Origin of the sequence: Pseudalkalibacillus sp. R45 (genome assembly GCF_052246725.1) — a bacterium.
Taxonomy (GTDB): domain Bacteria; phylum Bacillota; class Bacilli; order Bacillales; family Fictibacillaceae; genus Pseudalkalibacillus.
This window is the reverse complement of the sequence record NZ_JBQQCL010000004.1, coordinates 13,764-33,415: the sequence shown is the minus strand read 5'-3', so window position 1 is coordinate 33,415 and position 19,652 is coordinate 13,764. Positions and strand designations below refer to the sequence as shown.

At 38.8% G+C, this 19,652-nt stretch carries 17 protein-coding genes; 14 read left to right on the top strand and 3 right to left on the bottom strand.

Translation table 11 applies throughout. The annotated features are described in order from the left end of the window. Nucleotides 1-4 precede the first annotated feature (4 nt). The 8 genes from treR (at nucleotide 5) to ACTWQL_RS09410 (ending at nucleotide 11,213) form a co-directional block, all read left to right on the top strand. Nucleotides 5-724: a trehalose operon repressor gene (treR, locus tag ACTWQL_RS09445; RefSeq protein WP_443142209.1), complete on the top strand. Its 720-nt coding sequence runs from the start codon at nucleotides 5-7 to the stop codon at nucleotides 722-724. A gap of 368 nt (nucleotides 725-1,092) precedes the next feature. Further along, nucleotides 1,093-2,031, top strand: a complete 939-nt coding sequence (spoVK, locus tag ACTWQL_RS09440; protein ID WP_443142208.1) for a stage V sporulation protein K — start codon at nucleotides 1,093-1,095, stop codon at nucleotides 2,029-2,031. A 104-nt stretch (nucleotides 2,032-2,135) separates the two neighbouring features. Beyond that, the gene (gene hflX, locus ACTWQL_RS09435) at nucleotides 2,136-3,389 is read left to right on the top strand and encodes a GTPase HflX (RefSeq protein ID WP_443142207.1); all 1,254 of its coding nucleotides are present in this window, start codon (nucleotides 2,136-2,138) and stop codon (nucleotides 3,387-3,389) included. Between the two features lie 16 nt (nucleotides 3,390-3,405). Continuing rightward, nucleotides 3,406-4,674 carry a methionine gamma-lyase family protein gene (locus tag ACTWQL_RS09430; protein ID WP_443142206.1) on the top strand — a complete coding sequence of 423 codons (1,269 nt, stop codon included), beginning with the start codon at nucleotides 3,406-3,408 and terminating at the stop codon, nucleotides 4,672-4,674. A gap of 137 nt (nucleotides 4,675-4,811) precedes the next feature. After that, on the top strand, nucleotides 4,812-5,201 hold the full coding sequence (locus ACTWQL_RS09425) for a MerR family transcriptional regulator (RefSeq protein WP_443142205.1): 390 nt from the start codon (nucleotides 4,812-4,814) through the stop codon (nucleotides 5,199-5,201). Nucleotides 5,202-5,259: 58 nt separating this feature from the next. Further along, nucleotides 5,260-6,597 carry a type I glutamate--ammonia ligase gene (gene glnA, locus ACTWQL_RS09420; protein WP_443142204.1) on the top strand — a complete coding sequence of 446 codons (1,338 nt, stop codon included), beginning with the start codon at nucleotides 5,260-5,262 and terminating at the stop codon, nucleotides 6,595-6,597. Nucleotides 6,598-7,338: 741 nt separating this feature from the next. Next, nucleotides 7,339-9,372, top strand: a complete 2,034-nt coding sequence (locus ACTWQL_RS09415) for an ATP-dependent nuclease (RefSeq protein ID WP_443142203.1) — start codon at nucleotides 7,339-7,341, stop codon at nucleotides 9,370-9,372. Nucleotides 9,373-9,377: 5 nt separating this feature from the next. Beyond that, nucleotides 9,378-11,213 carry a UvrD-helicase domain-containing protein gene (locus ACTWQL_RS09410; protein ID WP_443142202.1) on the top strand — a complete coding sequence of 612 codons (1,836 nt, stop codon included), beginning with the start codon at nucleotides 9,378-9,380 and terminating at the stop codon, nucleotides 11,211-11,213. 273 nt (nucleotides 11,214-11,486) lie between these two features. Here ACTWQL_RS09410 and ACTWQL_RS09405 read toward each other — a convergent pair whose 3' ends face one another. From ACTWQL_RS09405 to ACTWQL_RS09395, 3 genes are all read right to left on the bottom strand, one after another. Continuing rightward, nucleotides 11,487-12,620: a tyrosine-type recombinase/integrase gene (locus ACTWQL_RS09405; RefSeq protein WP_443142201.1), complete on the bottom strand. Its 1,134-nt coding sequence runs from the start codon at nucleotides 12,618-12,620 to the stop codon at nucleotides 11,487-11,489. A gap of 88 nt (nucleotides 12,621-12,708) precedes the next feature. Beyond that, nucleotides 12,709-13,752 (bottom strand): ImmA/IrrE family metallo-endopeptidase, encoded by a 1,044-nt coding sequence (locus tag ACTWQL_RS09400; RefSeq protein ID WP_443142200.1) that lies wholly within the window; start codon nucleotides 13,750-13,752, stop codon nucleotides 12,709-12,711. Next, nucleotides 13,730-14,125, bottom strand: coding sequence for a helix-turn-helix domain-containing protein (locus tag ACTWQL_RS09395; RefSeq protein ID WP_443142199.1), 396 nt, complete (start codon nucleotides 14,123-14,125; stop codon nucleotides 13,730-13,732). The genes ACTWQL_RS09400 and ACTWQL_RS09395 overlap by 23 nt, the downstream gene beginning before the upstream one ends. A gap of 123 nt (nucleotides 14,126-14,248) precedes the next feature. Here ACTWQL_RS09395 and ACTWQL_RS09390 point away from each other — a divergent pair, with 123 nt between their 5' ends. The 6 genes from ACTWQL_RS09390 (at nucleotide 14,249) to ACTWQL_RS09365 (ending at nucleotide 19,636) form a co-directional block, all read left to right on the top strand. Next, nucleotides 14,249-14,521 carry a helix-turn-helix domain-containing protein gene (locus ACTWQL_RS09390; protein WP_443142198.1) on the top strand — a complete coding sequence of 91 codons (273 nt, stop codon included), beginning with the start codon at nucleotides 14,249-14,251 and terminating at the stop codon, nucleotides 14,519-14,521. Nucleotides 14,522-14,571: 50 nt separating this feature from the next. Then, nucleotides 14,572-14,874 (top strand): group-specific protein, encoded by a 303-nt coding sequence (locus tag ACTWQL_RS09385; protein ID WP_443142197.1) that lies wholly within the window; start codon nucleotides 14,572-14,574, stop codon nucleotides 14,872-14,874. Between the two features lie 27 nt (nucleotides 14,875-14,901). Then, complete coding sequence (locus tag ACTWQL_RS09380; RefSeq protein WP_443142196.1) at nucleotides 14,902-15,780, top strand: phage replisome organizer N-terminal domain-containing protein; 879 nt, start codon at nucleotides 14,902-14,904, stop codon at nucleotides 15,778-15,780. Further along, a complete protein-coding gene (locus ACTWQL_RS09375; protein ID WP_443142195.1) occupies nucleotides 15,683-16,594 on the top strand; it encodes a DnaA ATPase domain-containing protein in 912 nt (303 codons plus the stop codon). Before ACTWQL_RS09380 ends, ACTWQL_RS09375 begins: the two co-directional genes overlap by 98 nt. Nucleotides 16,595-17,034: 440 nt before the next feature. Next, on the top strand, nucleotides 17,035-17,754 hold the full coding sequence (locus ACTWQL_RS09370; protein ID WP_443142194.1) for a hypothetical protein: 720 nt from the start codon (nucleotides 17,035-17,037) through the stop codon (nucleotides 17,752-17,754). Further along, nucleotides 17,738-19,636, top strand: coding sequence for a TraM recognition domain-containing protein (locus ACTWQL_RS09365; RefSeq protein WP_443142193.1), 1,899 nt, complete (start codon nucleotides 17,738-17,740; stop codon nucleotides 19,634-19,636). The genes ACTWQL_RS09370 and ACTWQL_RS09365 overlap by 17 nt, the downstream gene beginning before the upstream one ends. Nucleotides 19,637-19,652 lie beyond the last annotated feature (16 nt).

Sequence of the window (19,652 nt, the reverse complement as noted above, 5' to 3'; positions counted from 1 at the left end):
AAAGATGCAAAATAATAAATTTCTATCGATCTATCAAGATCTTCTAGAAAAAATCCAAAATAACACATATCGTCCTAAATCGAAGCTTCCATCAGAGCATGAATTGACGGAGTTGTACGATACATCGCGGGAAACGGCTCGTAAAGCGCTGCATCTATTAGCTCAAAATGGCTATATCCAGAAGGTGAGAGGGAAAGGATCGATTGTACTCCCCCTTGATAAATTGAATTTCCCAGTGTCCGGACTCGTCAGTTTTAAAGAAGTATTTCAGAAGGTTGGCAAAAAGGTTACGACACAAGTCCATGAACTTTCCCTGTGCCAACCGGATGAGGAGATCCAGCATCATTTAAATGTAAAGTCAGGGGAAAAGGTTTGGAAACTGATCCGGACGAGAGAAATTGATGGTGAACGGATCATTTTGGATAAAGATTACCTTCTCCAGGAAAAGGTGCCGACACTTACGAAAGAAGTTGGCGAAAATTCAATCTATGAATACCTTGAAGGTGAATTAGGGTTGTCAATCAGCTTTGCAAAAAAAGAAATTACCGTCGAAGAAGTTGAACAAGAAGATGTCGAATTGCTGGATCTTGAAGGACAAACCCATATCGTTGTGGTCAAGAACTACGTCTACTTGGAAGATACGAGCATCTTTCAATATACGGAATCAAGGCACCGATTAGATAAATTCAGATTCGTCGACTTCGCAAGACGTGCTCATCTATAAGGGATGAACGGGGCTATCCAAAAAGTGTCATAGTCTCTCCGAACTTAACAACATTTTGAGTGTTATGTTTGAGAGGTGTCTGACTCTTTTCTTTTGGACAGCCCGTTTTTTTACACTTGAAGAAAGTATAAAAATACTTTCTTCAGTATAAGCGCAACTAAGGCTCAGCGTGCGCCAAAGGCTTGGCTTTGCCAAGTTTTCTTTACGGTTTATTCTAGAAATTCACTTCATAATTCCAGAAAACAATACTAAGGTACCATCGATTTTGGGATGAGGCTATATCTGTAAAAAACGCGATATAGGCATTTGTCACACTTTGGTGATCTAGGCGTATAATATCCAAGAATCTGAAAGTGAGGTGAAGGTTCTTGCAACAAGCGATAACTCGAAATTCAAAAAGCCAGATCAACGTGGTCCTGAACTCGGGCTCTCCTTCATCTGCAACAAAAGAAGATTGGCTTTTGGATTCGAAAGAGCGTGAGAAGCATGCGCCTCTGAAGAAAATCCAAAAAGAATTAGGAACGTTAGTGGGAATGGAGGAATTAAAGGAATTAATCAATGAAATCTATGCATGGTTATATATAAATAAATGCAGAGAGTCTGCGAATTTGAAAACGAACAAACAAGTGCTCCACATGATGTTCAAGGGAAATCCCGGAACCGGGAAAACAACTGTCGCACGGATGATCGGAAAGCTGTTTCATGATATGAATGTTTTATCAAAAGGGCATCTGATCGAAGCCGAGCGCGCGGATTTAGTTGGAGAGTACATTGGTCACACCGCTCAGAAAACAAGGGAACTTGTAAAAAAAGCACTTGGCGGTGTCTTATTCGTTGATGAAGCATACTCCCTTGCACGTGGCGGCGAAAAGGACTTCGGTAAAGAAGCGATTGATACACTTGTAAAAGCGATGGAGGATCAGCAAAATGAATTCATCCTGATACTTGCTGGTTATTCAAAAGAGATGGAAAATTTCCTTACTCTGAATCCGGGTCTGCCATCACGTTTCCCCGTCGTCGTCAGCTTCCCGGATTATACAGTTGATCAACTGATGGATATCGCGAAGCGGATGATCAAGGAAAGGGAATATAAATTATCTTATGATGCTGAAAGAAAACTGAAAATCCATCTGCAGCAAGTGCGTTCCAAGGAAGGGAGTACGTTTTCAAACGGGAGATACATCCGGAACCTGCTTGAAAAATCAATGCGGAAACAGTCGATGCGATTGTTGAAGGAAGGGAAAGAGGACAGAGATTGCCTGGTATTGATCACTGAGAGGGACCTCCATCTAGCAGAAACCCCCTGAATCTGATAAGATGTATGCAGGATTTAAGATGAAGAGGCATTGGCTCAAGTAACTGCTTTTTATAATAATGAATAGAGTCAACCCGATAAAGGCAGGGGAATAGATTGGCAACACCATCCAACATAAAAGAACGGACGTTATTAATAGGGTGTCAATTACAGGATAAGAATGACACCCTTTTTGAATCTTCGATGAATGAATTGGCTGCCCTGGTACAGACTGCGCAAGGTGAACCGGTTATGGAAGTTGCCCAGAAGCGGGAACGTTTCCATCCAGCGACCTTGATCGGAAAAGGAAAGGTAGAGGAAGTCCGAATGCTTCTCGAGGAAATCGAGGTTGATTTGGTTGTGGTGAACCATGAATTGACACCAAGTCAAATCCGAAATTTAGGCGAAGCACTGGACATAAAAGTGATCGACCGTACACAATTGATCCTTGATATTTTCGCACAACGGGCAAAATCACGTGAAGGTAAGCTGCAGGTGGAGCTTGCCCAATTGGAGTACCTTTTGCCCCGTTTGTCTGGACAAGGCGTTCAACTATCACGGCTAGGTGGCGGAATCGGTACTCGAGGTCCTGGGGAAACGAAGCTCGAAACAGACCGCCGACACATCAGGAACAGGATCACAGATATCAAGAACCAGTTGAAAACTGTCGCTTCCCATAGACAGCGATACCGGGAAAGACGGAAAGCGAACCAAGTCTTCCAAATCGCTCTTGTCGGTTATACGAATGCAGGGAAATCGACCTGGTTCAATGCGTTGACGGATGCAGATTCATATCAGGAAGATCTGTTGTTCGCAACGCTCGATCCGATGACACGAAAATTAAAGCTTCCAGCAGGTATGATAACGCTTTTGACAGATACGGTCGGGTTCATTCAGGATCTTCCTACCGGACTTGTCGCTGCTTTCCGCTCAACCCTGGAAGAGGTGACCGAGGCAGATCTGATCATGCATATGGTGGATGCCTCAGACCCTAACCGGGACAAGCATCAAGATACGGTCATGTCTCTCTTGAAAGAATTAGGAGCCGAGAAGATCCCCGTATTAACAGTCTATAATAAAGTCGATCGCCACCACGAACCGCTTCCGAATTACCAGGCGCTTTCCGTATCTGCATTCAGGAAAGAGGATCAGCGACGGATGCTCAATACGATCGAAACAGAGATCAAAACATCGATGGAAGCTTATAAAGTCAACGTAGCTTCTGATGATGGCAAATTATTAAGCGATCTGCAACGACTGACGATTCTTGAAAAGAGGGAATGGGACGAAGAGCTTAGTAAGTACGTTTGTGAAGGCTATGTGCACCCGACACTCCCTATCCATGATAGAATCCAATCATTGAACAACTAGGAGATAAAGAAACCGAATGAATTTTTTAAATCAAGATCCACAATTAGTAGAGCTTTCAAAGAAGATAGAAGAAAAAATCTGGCCTGTTCATGAGAGGATCGACGCTGTTGAAGCGTTCAATCAACAAAAAGTTTTATCAGCTTTTCGCAACCAGCAGGTGAGCGACTTTCATTTCACTCCTTCTACAGGTTATGGATACGATGATACTGGGCGGGATGTGCTTGAGAAGGTCTATGCAGAGGTGTTCGGTGCAGAAGCAGCAATCGTCCGCCCGCATATTATTTCTGGTACACATGCGATCTCCGTTGCTCTTTCAGGAGTTCTGCGTCCGAAGAATGAACTTCTGTATATCACGGGAAAACCGTATGATACTCTTGAGGAAATCGTCGGGATACGTGGTGATGGTAAAGGTTCATTGAAAGAGTTTGATATTACTTATCAGGCAATTGATCTTCTCTCAGATGGAGGAATTGATTACGATACGGTCAAGAAGAAAATCCATAGTCAAACAAAAATGATCGGAATTCAACGTTCCAAAGGCTATTCGGATCGTTCTTCCTTCACGATCAAACAAATCAAAGAGATGGTTGAATTCGTTAAAAGCATCAAACCGGGTGTCATCGTATTTGTCGACAACTGCTATGGGGAGTTTGTAGAAACGGAAGAACCGACAGAAGTTGGAGCAGATCTGATCGCGGGTTCTCTCATTAAGAACCCGGGTGGCGGTCTTGCAAAAATCGGGGGATACCTCGCTGGACGTGAAGATTTGATTGATCTATGTGCGTATCGATTGACATCCCCTGGTCTAGGAAGAGAAGCGGGAGCCTCTTTGGATACCTTATTGGACATGTATCAAGGATTTTTTCTCGCTCCGCATGTTGTAAGTCAATCATTGAAAGGTGCTGTTTTTACGGCAGCCTATTTAGAGGAATTAGGATTCGATACTTCACCGCGATGGGACAGTGAGCGGACGGATCTCGTCCAATCGGTGAAATTCCATGATGCGGATTTCATGATTCGTTTTTGTCAGGCGATCCAAAAGGCATCTCCGGTCAATGCCCATGTCGTGCCACATCCAAGCTATATGCCTGGTTATGAAGACGACGTGATTATGGCTGCAGGAACATTCGTCCAGGGGGCAAGTATCGAATTATCGGCTGATGGACCAATACGCCCTCCTTTTGAAGCATATGTACAGGGCGGACTGACATATTCACACGTCAAATTAGCGATAATGTCCGCTGTCCATGAATTGAAAGAATTTGGTTTAACAATAAAAGAATAGGGAAGTATCTAAAGGGAGTGTGTTTCACTCTCTTTTTTCTTATGTAAAAAAAGAAATGTAAGGTTTTCTAACATTTTATTGACATAAAACCTAACATTGCATATACTATAAGTAATTCAAAAGAGAGGAGGCGCGATATGGGAGATCAAGTGAGAAGGAACATGCCCTTATTTCCCATGGGGATTGTGATGCAACTGACGGAGTTATCAGCACGGCAAATCCGTTATTATGAAGAAAACAAGTTGATAACGCCAGCTCGTTCAGAAGGAAATCGAAGGATGTTCTCCTTCAACGATGTAGACCGGTTGCTCGAAATCAAGTCTCTTCTTGAACGTGGAGTCAATTTAGCTGGAATTCGAGAGGTCTTTGAAATGAAAGAGAAGGGTATAAATCGAATGCCTCCTTACTATAAAAAAGAACCATCCGAAGCGGATCTCCACAAGCATTTGAAAAAAGAACTCTATCAAGCAGGTCGTTATGGGAAGACCTCATTGATTCAGGGAGAGTTATCACGATTCTTCAATTGAATCAATTATCATTTACAGGTAATAATGAAGTTTTTAAATCAAATAGGGAGGAAACAAAATGAGCTCGAAGTATACGAAGGACCAAATTTTTAAAATGGTGAAAGAAGAAAACGTAAGATTCGTCCGACTACAATTTACAGATCTACTTGGTATCATCAAAAACGTGGAGATTCCTACTAGTCAGTTGGAAAAAGCACTTGATAACAAAATGATGTTCGACGGTTCATCTATCGAAGGATTTGTCCGTATCGAAGAATCTGATATGTACCTCTATCCTGATTTAGATACATTCGTCGTTTTCCCTTGGACATCTGAAAAAGGAAAGGTTGCACGTTTGATCTGTGATATCTATAACCCAGATGGAACACCATTCGAAGGAGATCCACGTGCTAACTTGAAGCGTATACTTAAAGAAATGGAAGAGTTAGGCTTCACTGATTTCAATATTGGACCTGAGCCAGAATTCTTCTTGTTCAAAAATGATGAAAAAGGCGAACCTACTCTTGAATTGAATGATAAAGGCGGTTATTTCGACTTAGCCCCTACAGACCTTGGTGAAAATTGCCGTCGTGATATCGTGCTCGAACTTGAAGACATGGGCTTTGAAATTGAAGCTTCTCACCACGAAGTTGCTCCTGGACAGCACGAAATTGATTTCAAATATGCAGATGCAGTTACAACTTGTGACAACATCCAAACATTCAAACTTGTCGTTAAGACAATCGCTCGTAAACACGGATTGCATGCGACGTTCATGCCGAAACCATTATTTGGTGTAAACGGATCTGGAATGCATGCCAACATGTCTCTGTTCAAAGGGAAGGATAATGCATTCTTTGACCCGAATAGCCAAACACAATTAAGTGAGACTGCGATGCAATTCCTATCAGGAATCGTGAAGCATGCTGAAGCCTTCACGGCAGTTACGAACCCGACGGTCAACTCTTATAAGCGTCTTGTACCTGGTTATGAAGCACCTTGTTATGTTGCATGGTCCATGCAGAACCGTAGTCCGTTGGTCCGTATTCCGGCTTCTAGAGGCGTAAGTACCCGTATCGAGGTCCGTAGTGTCGACCCGGCTGCTAACCCATATCTTGCAATGGCGGCTATGCTTGCAGCAGGACTTGACGGAATCAAGAACAAGATGGAAGCACCTACTCCAGTAGATCGTAACATCTATGCTATGGATAAGGAAGAGCGTGAAGAAGCGGGTATTCGTGACTTACCTGCAACATTGAGTGACGCATTAGAAAAGTTCAGAAAGAGCGAAGTCATGAAAGCTGCTCTCGGTGCTCACGCAACAGAACACTTCATTGAACTGAAAGAAATCGAATGGGATATGTTCCGCACACAAGTCCACCCTTGGGAACGCGAACAATATATCCAACTATACTAAATTGATAAGCCCTTGACACCATTGGTGTTGAGGGTTTTTCTATTTTGGTCAAATTAATTATTTGCTTCAAAATTTATACTTGACCAAAATATGACCAAAAAATTTTATTTTTTCGTTTGAAAAATGTAGAACTAAAATAAAATATGAAAAATTCTTCTTCAACAATTGGGCAGCATAATTCAACAGCGTTTCATTTTTATCTTTAAAGAAAAGGAGATGGTTTAACATTAAAACGGGTTCTCTTTGGAAGTACACACAGTATAATTCGTACATGAAAACGCATGCGATTTTTTACACACGAAATCACATGCGTTTTTTTGTTTTATAAGGAGTTTGATTGAAAAAGGTACTTGCATTCACAACCCGATTTGCAAGGTAAGAAATAATTTATGTAGGGGAGTGATTCTTGTGTGATTTGCTTTGTGATTTTAGATGTGAATATCAAGGGGATTTAGAAAAATATGTTAAAATATAGATATGAATTTATGTTGACCATTATTCAGCTGGCAGCATTGTGGAATAAGAGGATACTACCTTTAATCCGTAAAAGGGTTAGATTGTTGAATAATTTGGCCCATAGAAAATGGATATTATATGTTAATTTATGAAAAAACGTACTTAAAGTAAAGAAGCATAACTTCAAGGTCATGGGAAGAAAGATGTTATATAAAGAGCAAAAATAATTTATGAAACTACGTTGTAATCTATAATGATTAATATATTGGGAAGAAAGGGGTTTTTATGAAATTAACTAAATTGGTTTTTAACAACTATCGTAGCTTTGGACCAACTGATACAACCATTAATATTTCTGATTTAACCGCATTTATAGGTCATAATAGCTCAGGGAAAACTACAGTATTAAGTGCGCTTCAAAAGTTATTTGGAAATTCAAAAATAACTAAATCTGATTTTCATATACCTCTAGATAAGACACCAGATGAAATAATAGAAAGTAATTTTTACATAGAAGCTTATTTTGAATTTTTTGATGAGGACAGTAAAGGATTAGAAGAGGATGATTACGGAATAGCTCAGTATTTTGAAAACTTTATAGTAGATCAACCGGGTGGCAATCCATATATCGCTATTCGTTTAGATGCAAGTTATGAAAAAGGAAATTCTCCTGAAGGAATAATAGATTATAAATATCATTATGTGGTGAATAAAGACGAGGACGGTCTTAAACCAATCTCTGCACATGATAGAAACAAAATACAAGTTATATATATTCCAGCAGTGAGAAACCCCTCCGAACAGTTGAAAAATTCTACTGGAACAATACTATGGAGAATTTTAAACCAAATTAATTGGAAAGATTCAGATAAAGAAAAGATAAATAATAAAATCGATGAACTTGATAAGGAGGTTGCTAAGCAATCTGGCATTACTGTTGTAAAAAAAGTGGTTTCTTCTTCATGGAAAAACTATCATAATGATCCCAGATATAATGAGGCTAATATTAAATTTGGTAGTAGTGATTTGGATAATATCTTAAAAAAACTCGAAGTAGAATTTACCCCTGCGCATACCGAAAAGGCCTTTAAAGTGGATGATTTAGGGGATGGTTTGAAGTCTTTATTTTATCTGACTTTAATTGATTCTCTATTAGAATTAGAAAATGAAGCTATAACAGAAATAAAAAAAAGAGTTTCTAAAGAAGAACGAGTATTAAATATTAATCCACCAGCTTTAACACTTATTTTAGTTGAAGAACCGGAAAATCATGTTAGCCCACATCAATTAGGTAAGGTTATAAAAAATTTAAATAACATACGAAATAAAAATAATTCTCAAGTATTGATAACGTCTCACAGTCCATCAATTATTAAACGTGTAGAGCCAACTGAGATCCGTCATTTAAGAATAGAAGATGGTACAACTATTGTTAAAGAGATTGTGCTACCTGAAAAACAAGACGAATCATATAAATATGTAAAAGAGGCAATTAAAGCTTACCCAGAATTATATTTTTCATCATTAGTGGTATTAGGAGAAGGCGATAGTGAAGAAATAATAATACCAAAATTTATAAGTTTATACATGGATGACATTGATACCGTTGGTATATCTGTAATTCCTTTAGGCGGTCGACATGTAAATCACTTTTGGAAGCTCTTAAATCAATTGAATATACCTTTTCTTACTTTGATAGATTTAGATAGAGAAAGAGAAGGCGGTGGCTGGGGAAGAATTAAATATGCTATAAAACAACTACTTGAAAATGGTACCAATAGAAATCAATTATTAACAGTTAAAGGCGGTAATATATTAACAGATAAAGAGTTGGAAAATATGCATACATGGGAAGGATATGACTACATTAATTCTTGGACAAAAATGTTAGAAAAGTACAATGTTTATTTTTCTAACCCATTAGATATTGATTTTTTAATGATTGAGCAATTTTTAGATGCATATTTACAAACTTTAGAAAAAAATGAGGGACCGTTGATCAAAATAGAGGAAAATGAGAAGCAAAAAAGAATTTATGAATTAACAGAACAAGAAAAACAAACTTTAGCTTATCAAGAACGAATTGAAAGTGATGTGCAGAGGGCTTTAAAGAAAAACGGTGGGGATGGCCATACATATACTGAAAAACAAAAGGAATTAATGGTATGGTATAGTTATTTCTTCTTAACCAGAGGAAAGCCAGTGACACATTTGCAAGCATTAAACTATATAGCTGATGATGACCTACAAGCAAATATTCCCGATGTATTTATAAATATAGCAGATAAAGTCAAGCTATTACTTAATATAGAGGAATGAATTGTATGGGAATTTCAATTAAGGAATGGAAACCAGGTGATGGATTAATATTAGAACCAGCTGCTCTGGAGGCTGTAAAGGATTTAAATAATTCTTTAGTTGTTGCAGGGCCAGGAGCTGGTAAGACAGAACTCTTAACTCAAAAAGCAAGTTGTTTGTTGGAGACGAATAGTTGTGCAAACCCTAGTAAAATTTTAGCATTAAGTTTTAAAAAAGATGCAGCAGTAAATTTAAAGGATAGAATAAAACTTAGGTTACCTGAAAATTTGGAAGCTAGATTTATATCCCATACTTTCGATTCATTTGCAAAAGGTATATTAGATAGGTTTTTATATGCGCTACCTGAGGAATTTAGACCTGATCCAAATTACGAAATAGCCGGAAATCAGAATGAATTTGTTCGAGCCTTTTCAAAATGTAGGGAAAACTTATACAACAATAAAATCAAAAAACAGTACATTGATAATTTAACTAAAAGAAGATTAGATTATTTATCAGGTGTTTATAAAGATGTATGGGATAAATTACTTAAAGGTGATGGCGATATTAAACCAACTTTGAGCTTTCAAATGATATCTGTTTTAGCGATCTACATTTTAGAGTCTAATCCACTAATATTAAAATCTTTAAGGAAGACTTACTCACATGTTTTTTTAGATGAATTTCAAGATACTACACGTGTACAATATGCATTAGTAAAAGTGTGTTTTCATAATACTGAAACATCAATTACAGCCGTCGGGGATAATAGGCAAAGAATAATGTTATGGGCAGGAGCGAAACCCGATATATTTGATTCTTACAAAAATGATTTTAATTCAAAAGAATATACGTTAGTTATGAATCATAGGTCAGCTCCTAGACTACTAGAGATACAAAAAATAGTTAATAATTATTTGCAAGATATACCATTTTCACCTATTGCAAATCCAAAATGGACTGAAGATGAAGGGGTTGCTGAAATATGGTATTTTAATGATTCAATTACCGAAGCAGAACATATTGCTGAAAGAATAACGCAATTAATTCAACAGCACCAAATTTCATATAGAGATATTTGTATTATAGTAAAGCAAAGCGTACTGCAATTTTGTGATGAAATTGTTGAAGTACTGGAAAAAGCAAATATTCAGGCTAGGAACGAAGCAAAATTCCAAGACTTATTAAAAGAAGATATAGTTTTGCTTATTCTTTACACATTGAAATCAGCTCTAAATGTTAAAGATAGTGATGCCTGGTCGTTTATCTGGGAGGCGAAGATATTCTTTGAGGGCAAATCAAGTATAGCTCCCCCTTTTATTATCGATGAATTGAGAAAACAGTTTAAAATCATGTTAAAAACTGTAAAAAGAAGATTGGAGAAAATAACTCATCCAGAAGAATTGAATATATTATTAATGGATATTGTAGATTTTTATGATACTAATAAGATTAAGAAGCATTACCCTCAATATTTACAAGGCCCATATATAAATAAATTACGTGAAGAGTTAACGGATTATTTATATCAATATTTTATGTCAAAAAATGATTGGATAGCTGCAATAGATTCATTTCGAGGTAATGACTCAGTTCCAATAATGACAATTCATAAAAGTAAGGGGCTAGAATTTGACGTAGTATTTTTTGTAGGATTTGATGATAATTCATTTTGGAGTTTTTCTCATCAAGAAGATGAAGATAAATGTACTTTCTTTGTTGGGCTTTCCCGTTCAAAAAGAAACCTATATTTCACATTTTCAAAAAATCGTTTTGGAAGAAGACGTACTAATACTGATATTTCAATCCTTTATCAGATGTTAGATGAATCTGGTGTCGTGAAAGAAAAATATATAGATTGACGTGGAAAATCCAGTCCTCTTTCCTGAACATATATTGATCAGTTTATTTTAAAATGTGTAGGTTTTTCCAAAAGATAAGGATGTGCAACAATCGGTCGCAATTCAAGAGTATTGGATGCACCATAGTTCCATACGAGGGGGCTTTGAAGTGAAGAAATAAAAACTCCGGAAAAATATAAAATTGGCGTGCTCAATAATCAATCATATGAGTACGCCATTCACTTTTATCACCATTTACTTCAATATGAAAAACAGCATTAAGAAAAATAACCTTTACTTATAAACTTCTTTCATATATTCTTCATATTTGCCTAAGGTATCTTTTTCGATCTTTTTTGAAATATGTGCATATACATCTGATGTAATTTGCACGCTACCATGTCCTAGTCGTTCCTGGACATACTTCATATCAGCTCCTGCTTCCAACAATAAAACAGCATGTGTGTGGCGTAAAGAGTGAATTGGTACCATCGGGAGGTCTGCACGTTTTAAAATACGTTCAAAGGCGTTAAATAGTGTTGATTTTGGCATAATGTCCCCGTTATTCCGACATAGCACTAAGTTAAGATCATGATGATAAATTTCATTCAATGCAATTTTATTTTGGTTTTGATACTTCATATGGAAGTGTAAGTCATTAAGTAAGCCTTTGCTGATTGTTATTGTCCTTTTGGAGCTATAAGTTTTTGGTTCACAAAATAGTTCAGATTTGTCTTTAGCATTAAAATCAAGCGTTTTATTGATGGAAACTAATCCTTCTTTTAAGTCAAAATCCGTCCACTGCAAAGCAGCTGCCTCTCCTTTTCGCATACCTGTTTCAATTAGCACTTTAAAAAATATCCAATAAACATAGTTATATTTATATGATTCTTTAAGGAATCGAGAGATATCTTCTGTCTCAATGAATTTCAAAGAGTTATCTTTTTGCTTACCCTTAATCGTCACGCCTGAGCAAGGATTTTTATCAAGTTTTCCTAATGTTACAGCTTTCTCAAGTGCGTTATACATGGTTGTGTGGATAATTTCAACAGTGCGTTTACTATAACCCTGAGCTGTCAAATGGTTTAAAAATTTTTGATACATAATCGCTTTAACATCTGAAAGCTGTATGTTTTTAAAATAGGGGTGAATGTATTTAGTGATGTTACGTTCATGAAGCTGGTAAGTGTTTTTTCTTACTTCTCCCTTTTTGTATTCTATTAACCAATCCTGTAAAAACGTTATCAGACTGGCGGGAGCCTGTTCGTATCCTTCGGAAAGTTTTAATTCTGCTTTTGCTGCAGCTAATTTTGCCTCAGGTTTTGTTCTGAAACCACCTTTTGATTTCAATTTATATTTTTGAGTGAAAGGGTCCTTATATGATATTCGATATTCCCACTTATCGCCGCGCTTTCTAAATGTAGCCAATACATTACCTCCTAATATGAAATAGTGAACGACGGGCATCTCCGGAATAGGGAACTTAATTTAAGTAATCTTAAATGGGTCTATATGGTTATGTTTTTATAGAGTAAGCGTTGATTAATCCATCTTCGAGGAAAGTAGAAGTTGCTCCACACTTGTGACAATACCTCGCATCGATATCTAATCGTTCTCTACATCCGCCAGGGTGAGCATGCCACTTAATATTTTCTTGTAATCTATCACCTTCATTACAATGAAAGCCTGTACACTTGTTAATTATGTAAGTACCACATATTTTACAATAATTTGAATCAATACCGAACTCATCGTATTTGCATCTTGGACATCTCTTAACCGTCTTATCCGGTCTATCAACATCTATTGTGTTCACTATAGATGTTTGTTTATAACTGAAGCCTTTGACTAAATCATTATGTCCACACGATGGACAAAAACGAGCGTTTTGTTCAATAAAGGTGAAATTACACTCTATACATCGCCTGCAATTTTTTAGTTTATTAATAAAATCTGAGAATAGTTGAAGTACTGGATTATTTGGAGGATACTTGATACCAAATTGAGCTCCTTGTTTAAGAAACTTATAGACATTGACGGAAGCTTCACCTGATATGTCGCATATATTTGAGATGTTGCTAGGGTTCGTTACGTTCAGTTCGTTTAAAACTGGAGGAGGTGCTAACAGTTCGCGAGCGAAACAATTCGCCTCACTTTCGAACTCGTTATATTCCTCTTCGGTAAGGGAACTTCTTGCAAGCGAAGACTTATAGGTTCGTTTATTATGGTTCAAGATATAATGACCCAGCTCATGAGCGAGGGTCCATCTCTTTCTGCCTTTGTTCGCTATCCTATCGTTATAAAGAATTAAATACTCATCGAGAGATTCATAATATAGACAGCAACCCTCGTCACTATCCACGAGATCACATACCTCTCTATGTGAATAGCCTCGCTTTTTGGCAAACCAGGAATACGTCCTCACTTTCAAATTCGGAAAGCTTTTAACGATCTTTTTCACTCTTACAGGTAATTCACGAATATTGTTTTCCTTTAACACATCATCTGCGTATTGTTGTGCCTTGACGAAGTCTGCTTTATAAGTTGTCTTCTTCGTCATCCTCATCACCCTCTTCATTTTCTGCATCAAGAAATGAGAGCTTCAACATCTTTATCATATTTTCTAATCTTTCTCTATCTTTACCGGTAAGGCGATTTCTTTGTCTCTGGATTTGTTTTAAGTCATTGTCATCCAATGAAACATTCGTATACGGATCATTTGTGCTTCCCAATAAATAATCAGTCGTAACATTAAAGACTTGTGACATTTCTATCAAAACATTCCCTGGAGGAACAACTCTACCAGATTCATAATTCGCCACATTGGATCGTTTCATTTTCAACTTATTCGCTAATTCATCTTGAGAGAAATTATTATCTAGTCTACATTTCCGAATACGCTTTCCGATAAGCCTTTTTCTTTCTTCATCCATAATTGTTCCTCCTAAAAACTAAAAATGTTTATAAAAATGACGTTTTTACCATTGACATGCTTTCAGTTGACGTGTTACGGTGTGGGTGTCAATTAAAAACACAAAATAGAAAAGGGTGATATTTTGGAAAACATAACACTTCGGCGCTCCAGGTTCCGTTCACTACGTCAAAAGTTCAATGTTTCCCAACGACAGTTATCAATTGATCTGAATGTAAGCGAAAGCCACATTCGCAATATCGAAAGTGGCAGAGGGAACCCAGATGCAAAGTTGTTATTCAGATTGACCAACTATTTTGAAACCACCCCGGAATATTTATTCCCTGATTTAGCTGCTGTCAGGATCGAAAGGTTTGTTAATAAAACATACTGTCATTATTATAAACCGTCTGTTTAATTCCCACAACAAAGGATTGTCTCACTGTTGAATCAAGAGGAGGGTTCAATATGTCGAATCAGCTCGAACAAGTAGAAAGAAATCCTAAGCTCATTGAAGTACAGGTAGATGAGGAAGCGATAAGACAGATGTACATGGAAGCCATCGAAAGACGGATCGAAAAACTTGATAAAGATATGGTCTATTGGGATTCCAATGAACTGAAAAGAAGAACGTGCATGAGCTGGAATACGATCCTCAACAACTTTTTCTATGAAAAAGAATTTCCAAAAATCAAAGTCGGCGGAAAGTGGTATTTTCCAGCAGCTGAGACAAAACAGTACCTAAAAAGATGGCTTTACGGGATGAAGTGAGGAGCATTCGATCAAGGAGGGTTAACATTGTCTGAAGTGAAATGGATCAAGCTGAGTACTCAAATGTTTGAAGATGAAAAGATCAGACTGATTGAGTGTATGCCTGAATCCGATGCATTGCTCATCATTTGGATCAAGCTGTTGACACAGGCAGGAAAGACCAATGCCAATGGCTACATCTATTTGAATAAAACGATTCCATACACCGATGAAATGCTTGCCACGATTTTCAATCGTCCGCTTAATATCGTCAGGTTAGCACTGAAGACATTCGAGGAATTCGGGATGATCGAAATCAAAGATGACCACTTTATCACCATCAGCAACTGGGAGAAACATCAGAATGTCGAAGGGCTTGATAAGATCCGCAAACAGACCCGGGATCGAGTAGCGAAGCACAGGGAAAAGAAACGGCTTGAATCACGTAACGGTGTATGTAACGTTACAGTAACGGATGGTAACGCAACAGATATAGAAGAAGAATTAGAGAAAGAAATAGATATAAAGAAATATAAAAAAGAAAATCAAACCAAAAAGAAATCCAAAAACAATCAAATACCCTATGACTTATATAAACAAAAAATAGGTAAAGCCAATACGGAAATCAAAAAAGAAATCGAGGTATGGGTAAAAGTTTTAAACGAAGAACTTGTCATCGAAGCATTGAACCGATCGATCCAAACTAAGAGACCATCCTGGAATTATTCAAGAGCGATCCTGACCAATTGGGTTCGTAGTAACGTTCAGAACCTTAACGATGTAGAAGTGCTTGATCTTGAATTTTCGAATAACCGGAAGGAGGATAACGATGGAAAACCGTCTGGAAACCATCATGAAGAATCTTCAGGAGAAGCATTTTCCATTACCGGAGGACAGACAGGTCGAGTCAATAGTAGAGAATCATGAGTGCACGGAATGTAAAGACAAAGGATTCATCCTATACCGTGTCCATAAGGATACGGAATGGAAATGGGATGAACAAAAACAGATGTGTGTACCTACCAGTAAGGTGCTTGAGTCACACTATCATCTCGGAAAAGTATGCACCCCGGATAAGGCATGGGAATGGCATGATCGTTTTTCAGAAAAATGCAGCTGCGTCAAACTAAGAAGTATCGAAATGCTCCTCCAGTCTTCAGAAATCACGGAATCATTCAGACAAAATAACTTCAAAAATTTCGTCATACAGGGAAAAGACCAAATGATTAAAGACGCCAACCAGTGTGCGAAAGAGTACATTTTAGATTTCATGGATATCCAAAACACAAGAAGGAACAGCATTGCATTGTTAGGGCAGCCGGGTTCGGGAAAGACACACCTACTTACAGCTATCTCGAACCATCTGATGGTAGAGAAACAGGTATCCGTCCTTTACTTTCCTTATGTTGAAGGATTTGATGATCTAAAGAACGATTTCGAAATGCTGGAAGAAAAAATGGAACGGATGAAGAAAACGGATGTTCTTTTCATCGATGATCTATTCAAGCCAATCGGTAAGAACCGGAAACCACGAGCCACAGAATGGCAAATTGAGAAAATGTATGCTCTTGTTAATTACCGGTACCTGAATAATCTTCCCATTCTCATTTCATCCGAATTGACCATCGACGAACTGGAGGCTATCGATGAAGCGTTAGGATCTCGGATTTATGAGATGTGTAAAGACTATACTGTCATCATCAAAGGAGATAAAAGAGTCTTGAACCAGCGATTAGGATGATGTCGATTATTCAAAAGGAATCGCAAAATATAAAAATTCAACACACCACCTTACAATATTTTGAAATAACAATAATAGATTTATTTATCCTAGGAATGCTTTTAAATTTATGAACAAATGGAAGAATCGTTGTTAAAAATCTATTTAATAAGTATTTAATTCAAGGACGTAATTTTTTAAAGGATACCTGGGTTTAGACAATTGATGCCGGGCATCTGCGCCTTGTTTTTTCTTCGCTATCGCTGTGAAAATACGTTGACCTCACACAGCCAACATCATCCTGTGTGAGGTCAACGTACCACGACGGCGCAGATGCCCGAAATGTAAATGTTTTGTACGAACTGTTGTTTTTGGAAAAAGAGGATGATAATATACAACTATAATTTTTTATGAATAGTGAATATTGTCAAAATTCAGAAGAGGAAGGAGGTTTTCGACAATTGCAAGCCAGCCAATCAAGTATATTGGCAGCGAAGCAAGAAAAAGTGCTGGAAGTAATCAATCGGTTCGGAGTCATCTCATCCACCCAACTGGTCGACTATCTGGAAGGTGAAATTAGCCATGTCACAGTCTATAACACGAAGAAGAAACTGCTGTCATTGGGATTCATCACGGAAAAGAAAATCGGATATACCCTTGTTCTTGCCGTTCGGCCGAGAGGTGTCGACTATCTTGGAAGTCCACTCACGCCTTTCACGAAGTTGAACTTTGGTCTCTTGAATCATCAGATGCTCATGAATGATTGCCTGATGGCATTCAATCAGCTGGAAAAACGTAAGGGAAAAGAACTCCAATTCCTCACGGAACGGGAACTGAGAAGCGAATACCTCGATCAGAATTTTTCCCGGAATGAACGGAAGAACCCTACGAAGCTGAAGCAGGTGCCTGACCGGATCCCGGATTTCGTCGTTATCGAGGACGAACAACGGATTGCCTATGAAGTCGAGCTGACACAGAAATCATCCAAACGTTACCTGGCGAAAATGGAACGATATCGAAACGAAATCCGTGAAGGACGATACAACATGGTCCGGTACCTTTGTAAAACGAATCAAATCAAAGATACCGTCATCAAGCATGCCAAGCGGGCAGGGATCGAAGCGAAAATGCTGCAGTTGGAGTTGGTTGGGAGGTTGTTAACCGTTGGCGAAAAGCAATGAAGAACTGAGCAAAGAACTCGTACTTGGGATCGGGATGTTGATTGCTGCCTTGTTGATCTTCCCACTGTTCATTTTTTCAATCCCGTTTTTCATGGCAACACGTTTACTTAAGAAACCAAAAACCCACCTGGCTTTATCCATTCTGGGCTGTGCACTGTTCATCGGAATGCTTGTTTATGAGCCTCGAAGCTACTTTACACTGTACCATGTGTTGCCTGTCGATTTTTCATGGTTGACTGAATTGGTCGGTGAGACGGTCGAACCCAATGGTTTCTCACTCCTGATGTATGGAAGCGGTGGAATGGCAGTGGCTTATGTCTGGTCTGTCCTAATGGACTATTTCCGTTCCAAACGGGTCCGTTCAAAGGAGGATGAACGGGAATCGGTGAAGCGATCTCCACGCTTCCAGAAGACATACCAACAGCGCTTCCAACTCGCGGAAAAAGTCCAAAAAAAATGGCGCGCCGATTTTCTGAAAGGGAAGACGGATCAATTACTGCTGGGGATCACCGAGACAGGAAAACCCTACTCCATGGATTTCAAAGAAATCAACCAACATATGTTCGTCCCAGCAACGACGGGAGGAGGAAAGACCGTTCTGCTTCTCAATTACATCGAGTTTGCACTGCTCAAGGATTATCCGTTGATCTTCATTGATGGAAAGGGTTCCTCGGAAAGTATCGATGATGTAAAGGCTTTGTGTGAACGACACGGGAAGACATTGGACATTTTCTCGGATGACGGTCAGCTTACCTACAATCCTCTGAGATATGGGAACGCAACCGTCATCAAAGATAAGCTCGAACAATTGATCGCGACAGAGAGCCATTACTATACTGAAATCTCCACCTCTTTAGTTCAGGCGATCATCCAGTTCATCGACGACTACGGTTTCAAACGGGATTTATGGACATTTGCGAAGTTCCTGAATCCGAATGAAATCAAGGATGTATTGCATTCCGATGTCGAAGAAGTCGACATTGATGAGGTTGATGGTTCCTATGAGGAAAACGCGTATTCCTCCTTCCTCGATGAGCAGGAGGAGACAGAAGAAGCTGAAACTACGACCAGTGTTAAGGAAAAGAAGACAGAAATGGTGAGGAGCAGCAGGGCTCAAAGGTATTTTGAACGTTTCTTCGAGCGATATGAGCACGAAGCGGAAGGGGAACTGTACCTTTTCTCAAATGCCTCGTCGGTCCGTACCCAACTTTATCTATTGCTCGACAGTGAGTTGGGGCATCTGTTCGAGGAAAAGGAGAATGGACTGGACCTGATCGAAGTCAGTGACAAGAGGAAAGCACTATTCGTCAGCTTCGACGGCCTGATCTACGATACGTTCATCAAAGTCATCGCACGATTTCTCATCCTCGACTTGAACTATCTTGTCTCCTATCGGAACCGGAAGAAGAAAGGTGACCAGCCGATGCTCGCCATCTACGACGAATTTTCTGTCTATGCGAATGACAAGATCGTGGATACCGTCAATAAGTCGCGTTCAGGAGGGTTCCATTGCATCATCGCAACCCAGACGATTGCCGATCTTGAAAAGATCGATCCTGTTCTCGCCAGGCAGATTATCGGAAATACCAATACCTTTGCGATCGGCCAGACAAACCATTCTGAGGAAGTGGAAGCCTGGGCAAATATACTGGGAACGTTCAAAGACATCGACTTGACCATCCAGACGAAAGAACAATCCGGCCGGCTCCGGCGCGTCGATCTGAAGTCCGAGATGGGGACGATGCGGAATGTCCAGAAGTTCAAGATTTCGCCAGATGAGATACGGGATCTTCGAACCGGACAATTCATCCTCGCCCGAAAAGCGGCAGGACAAATCATAAAACCGGAAGTCATCTATATCCGCCATCCGTTGAAAGCTTGACTCTTACCTTGAAATC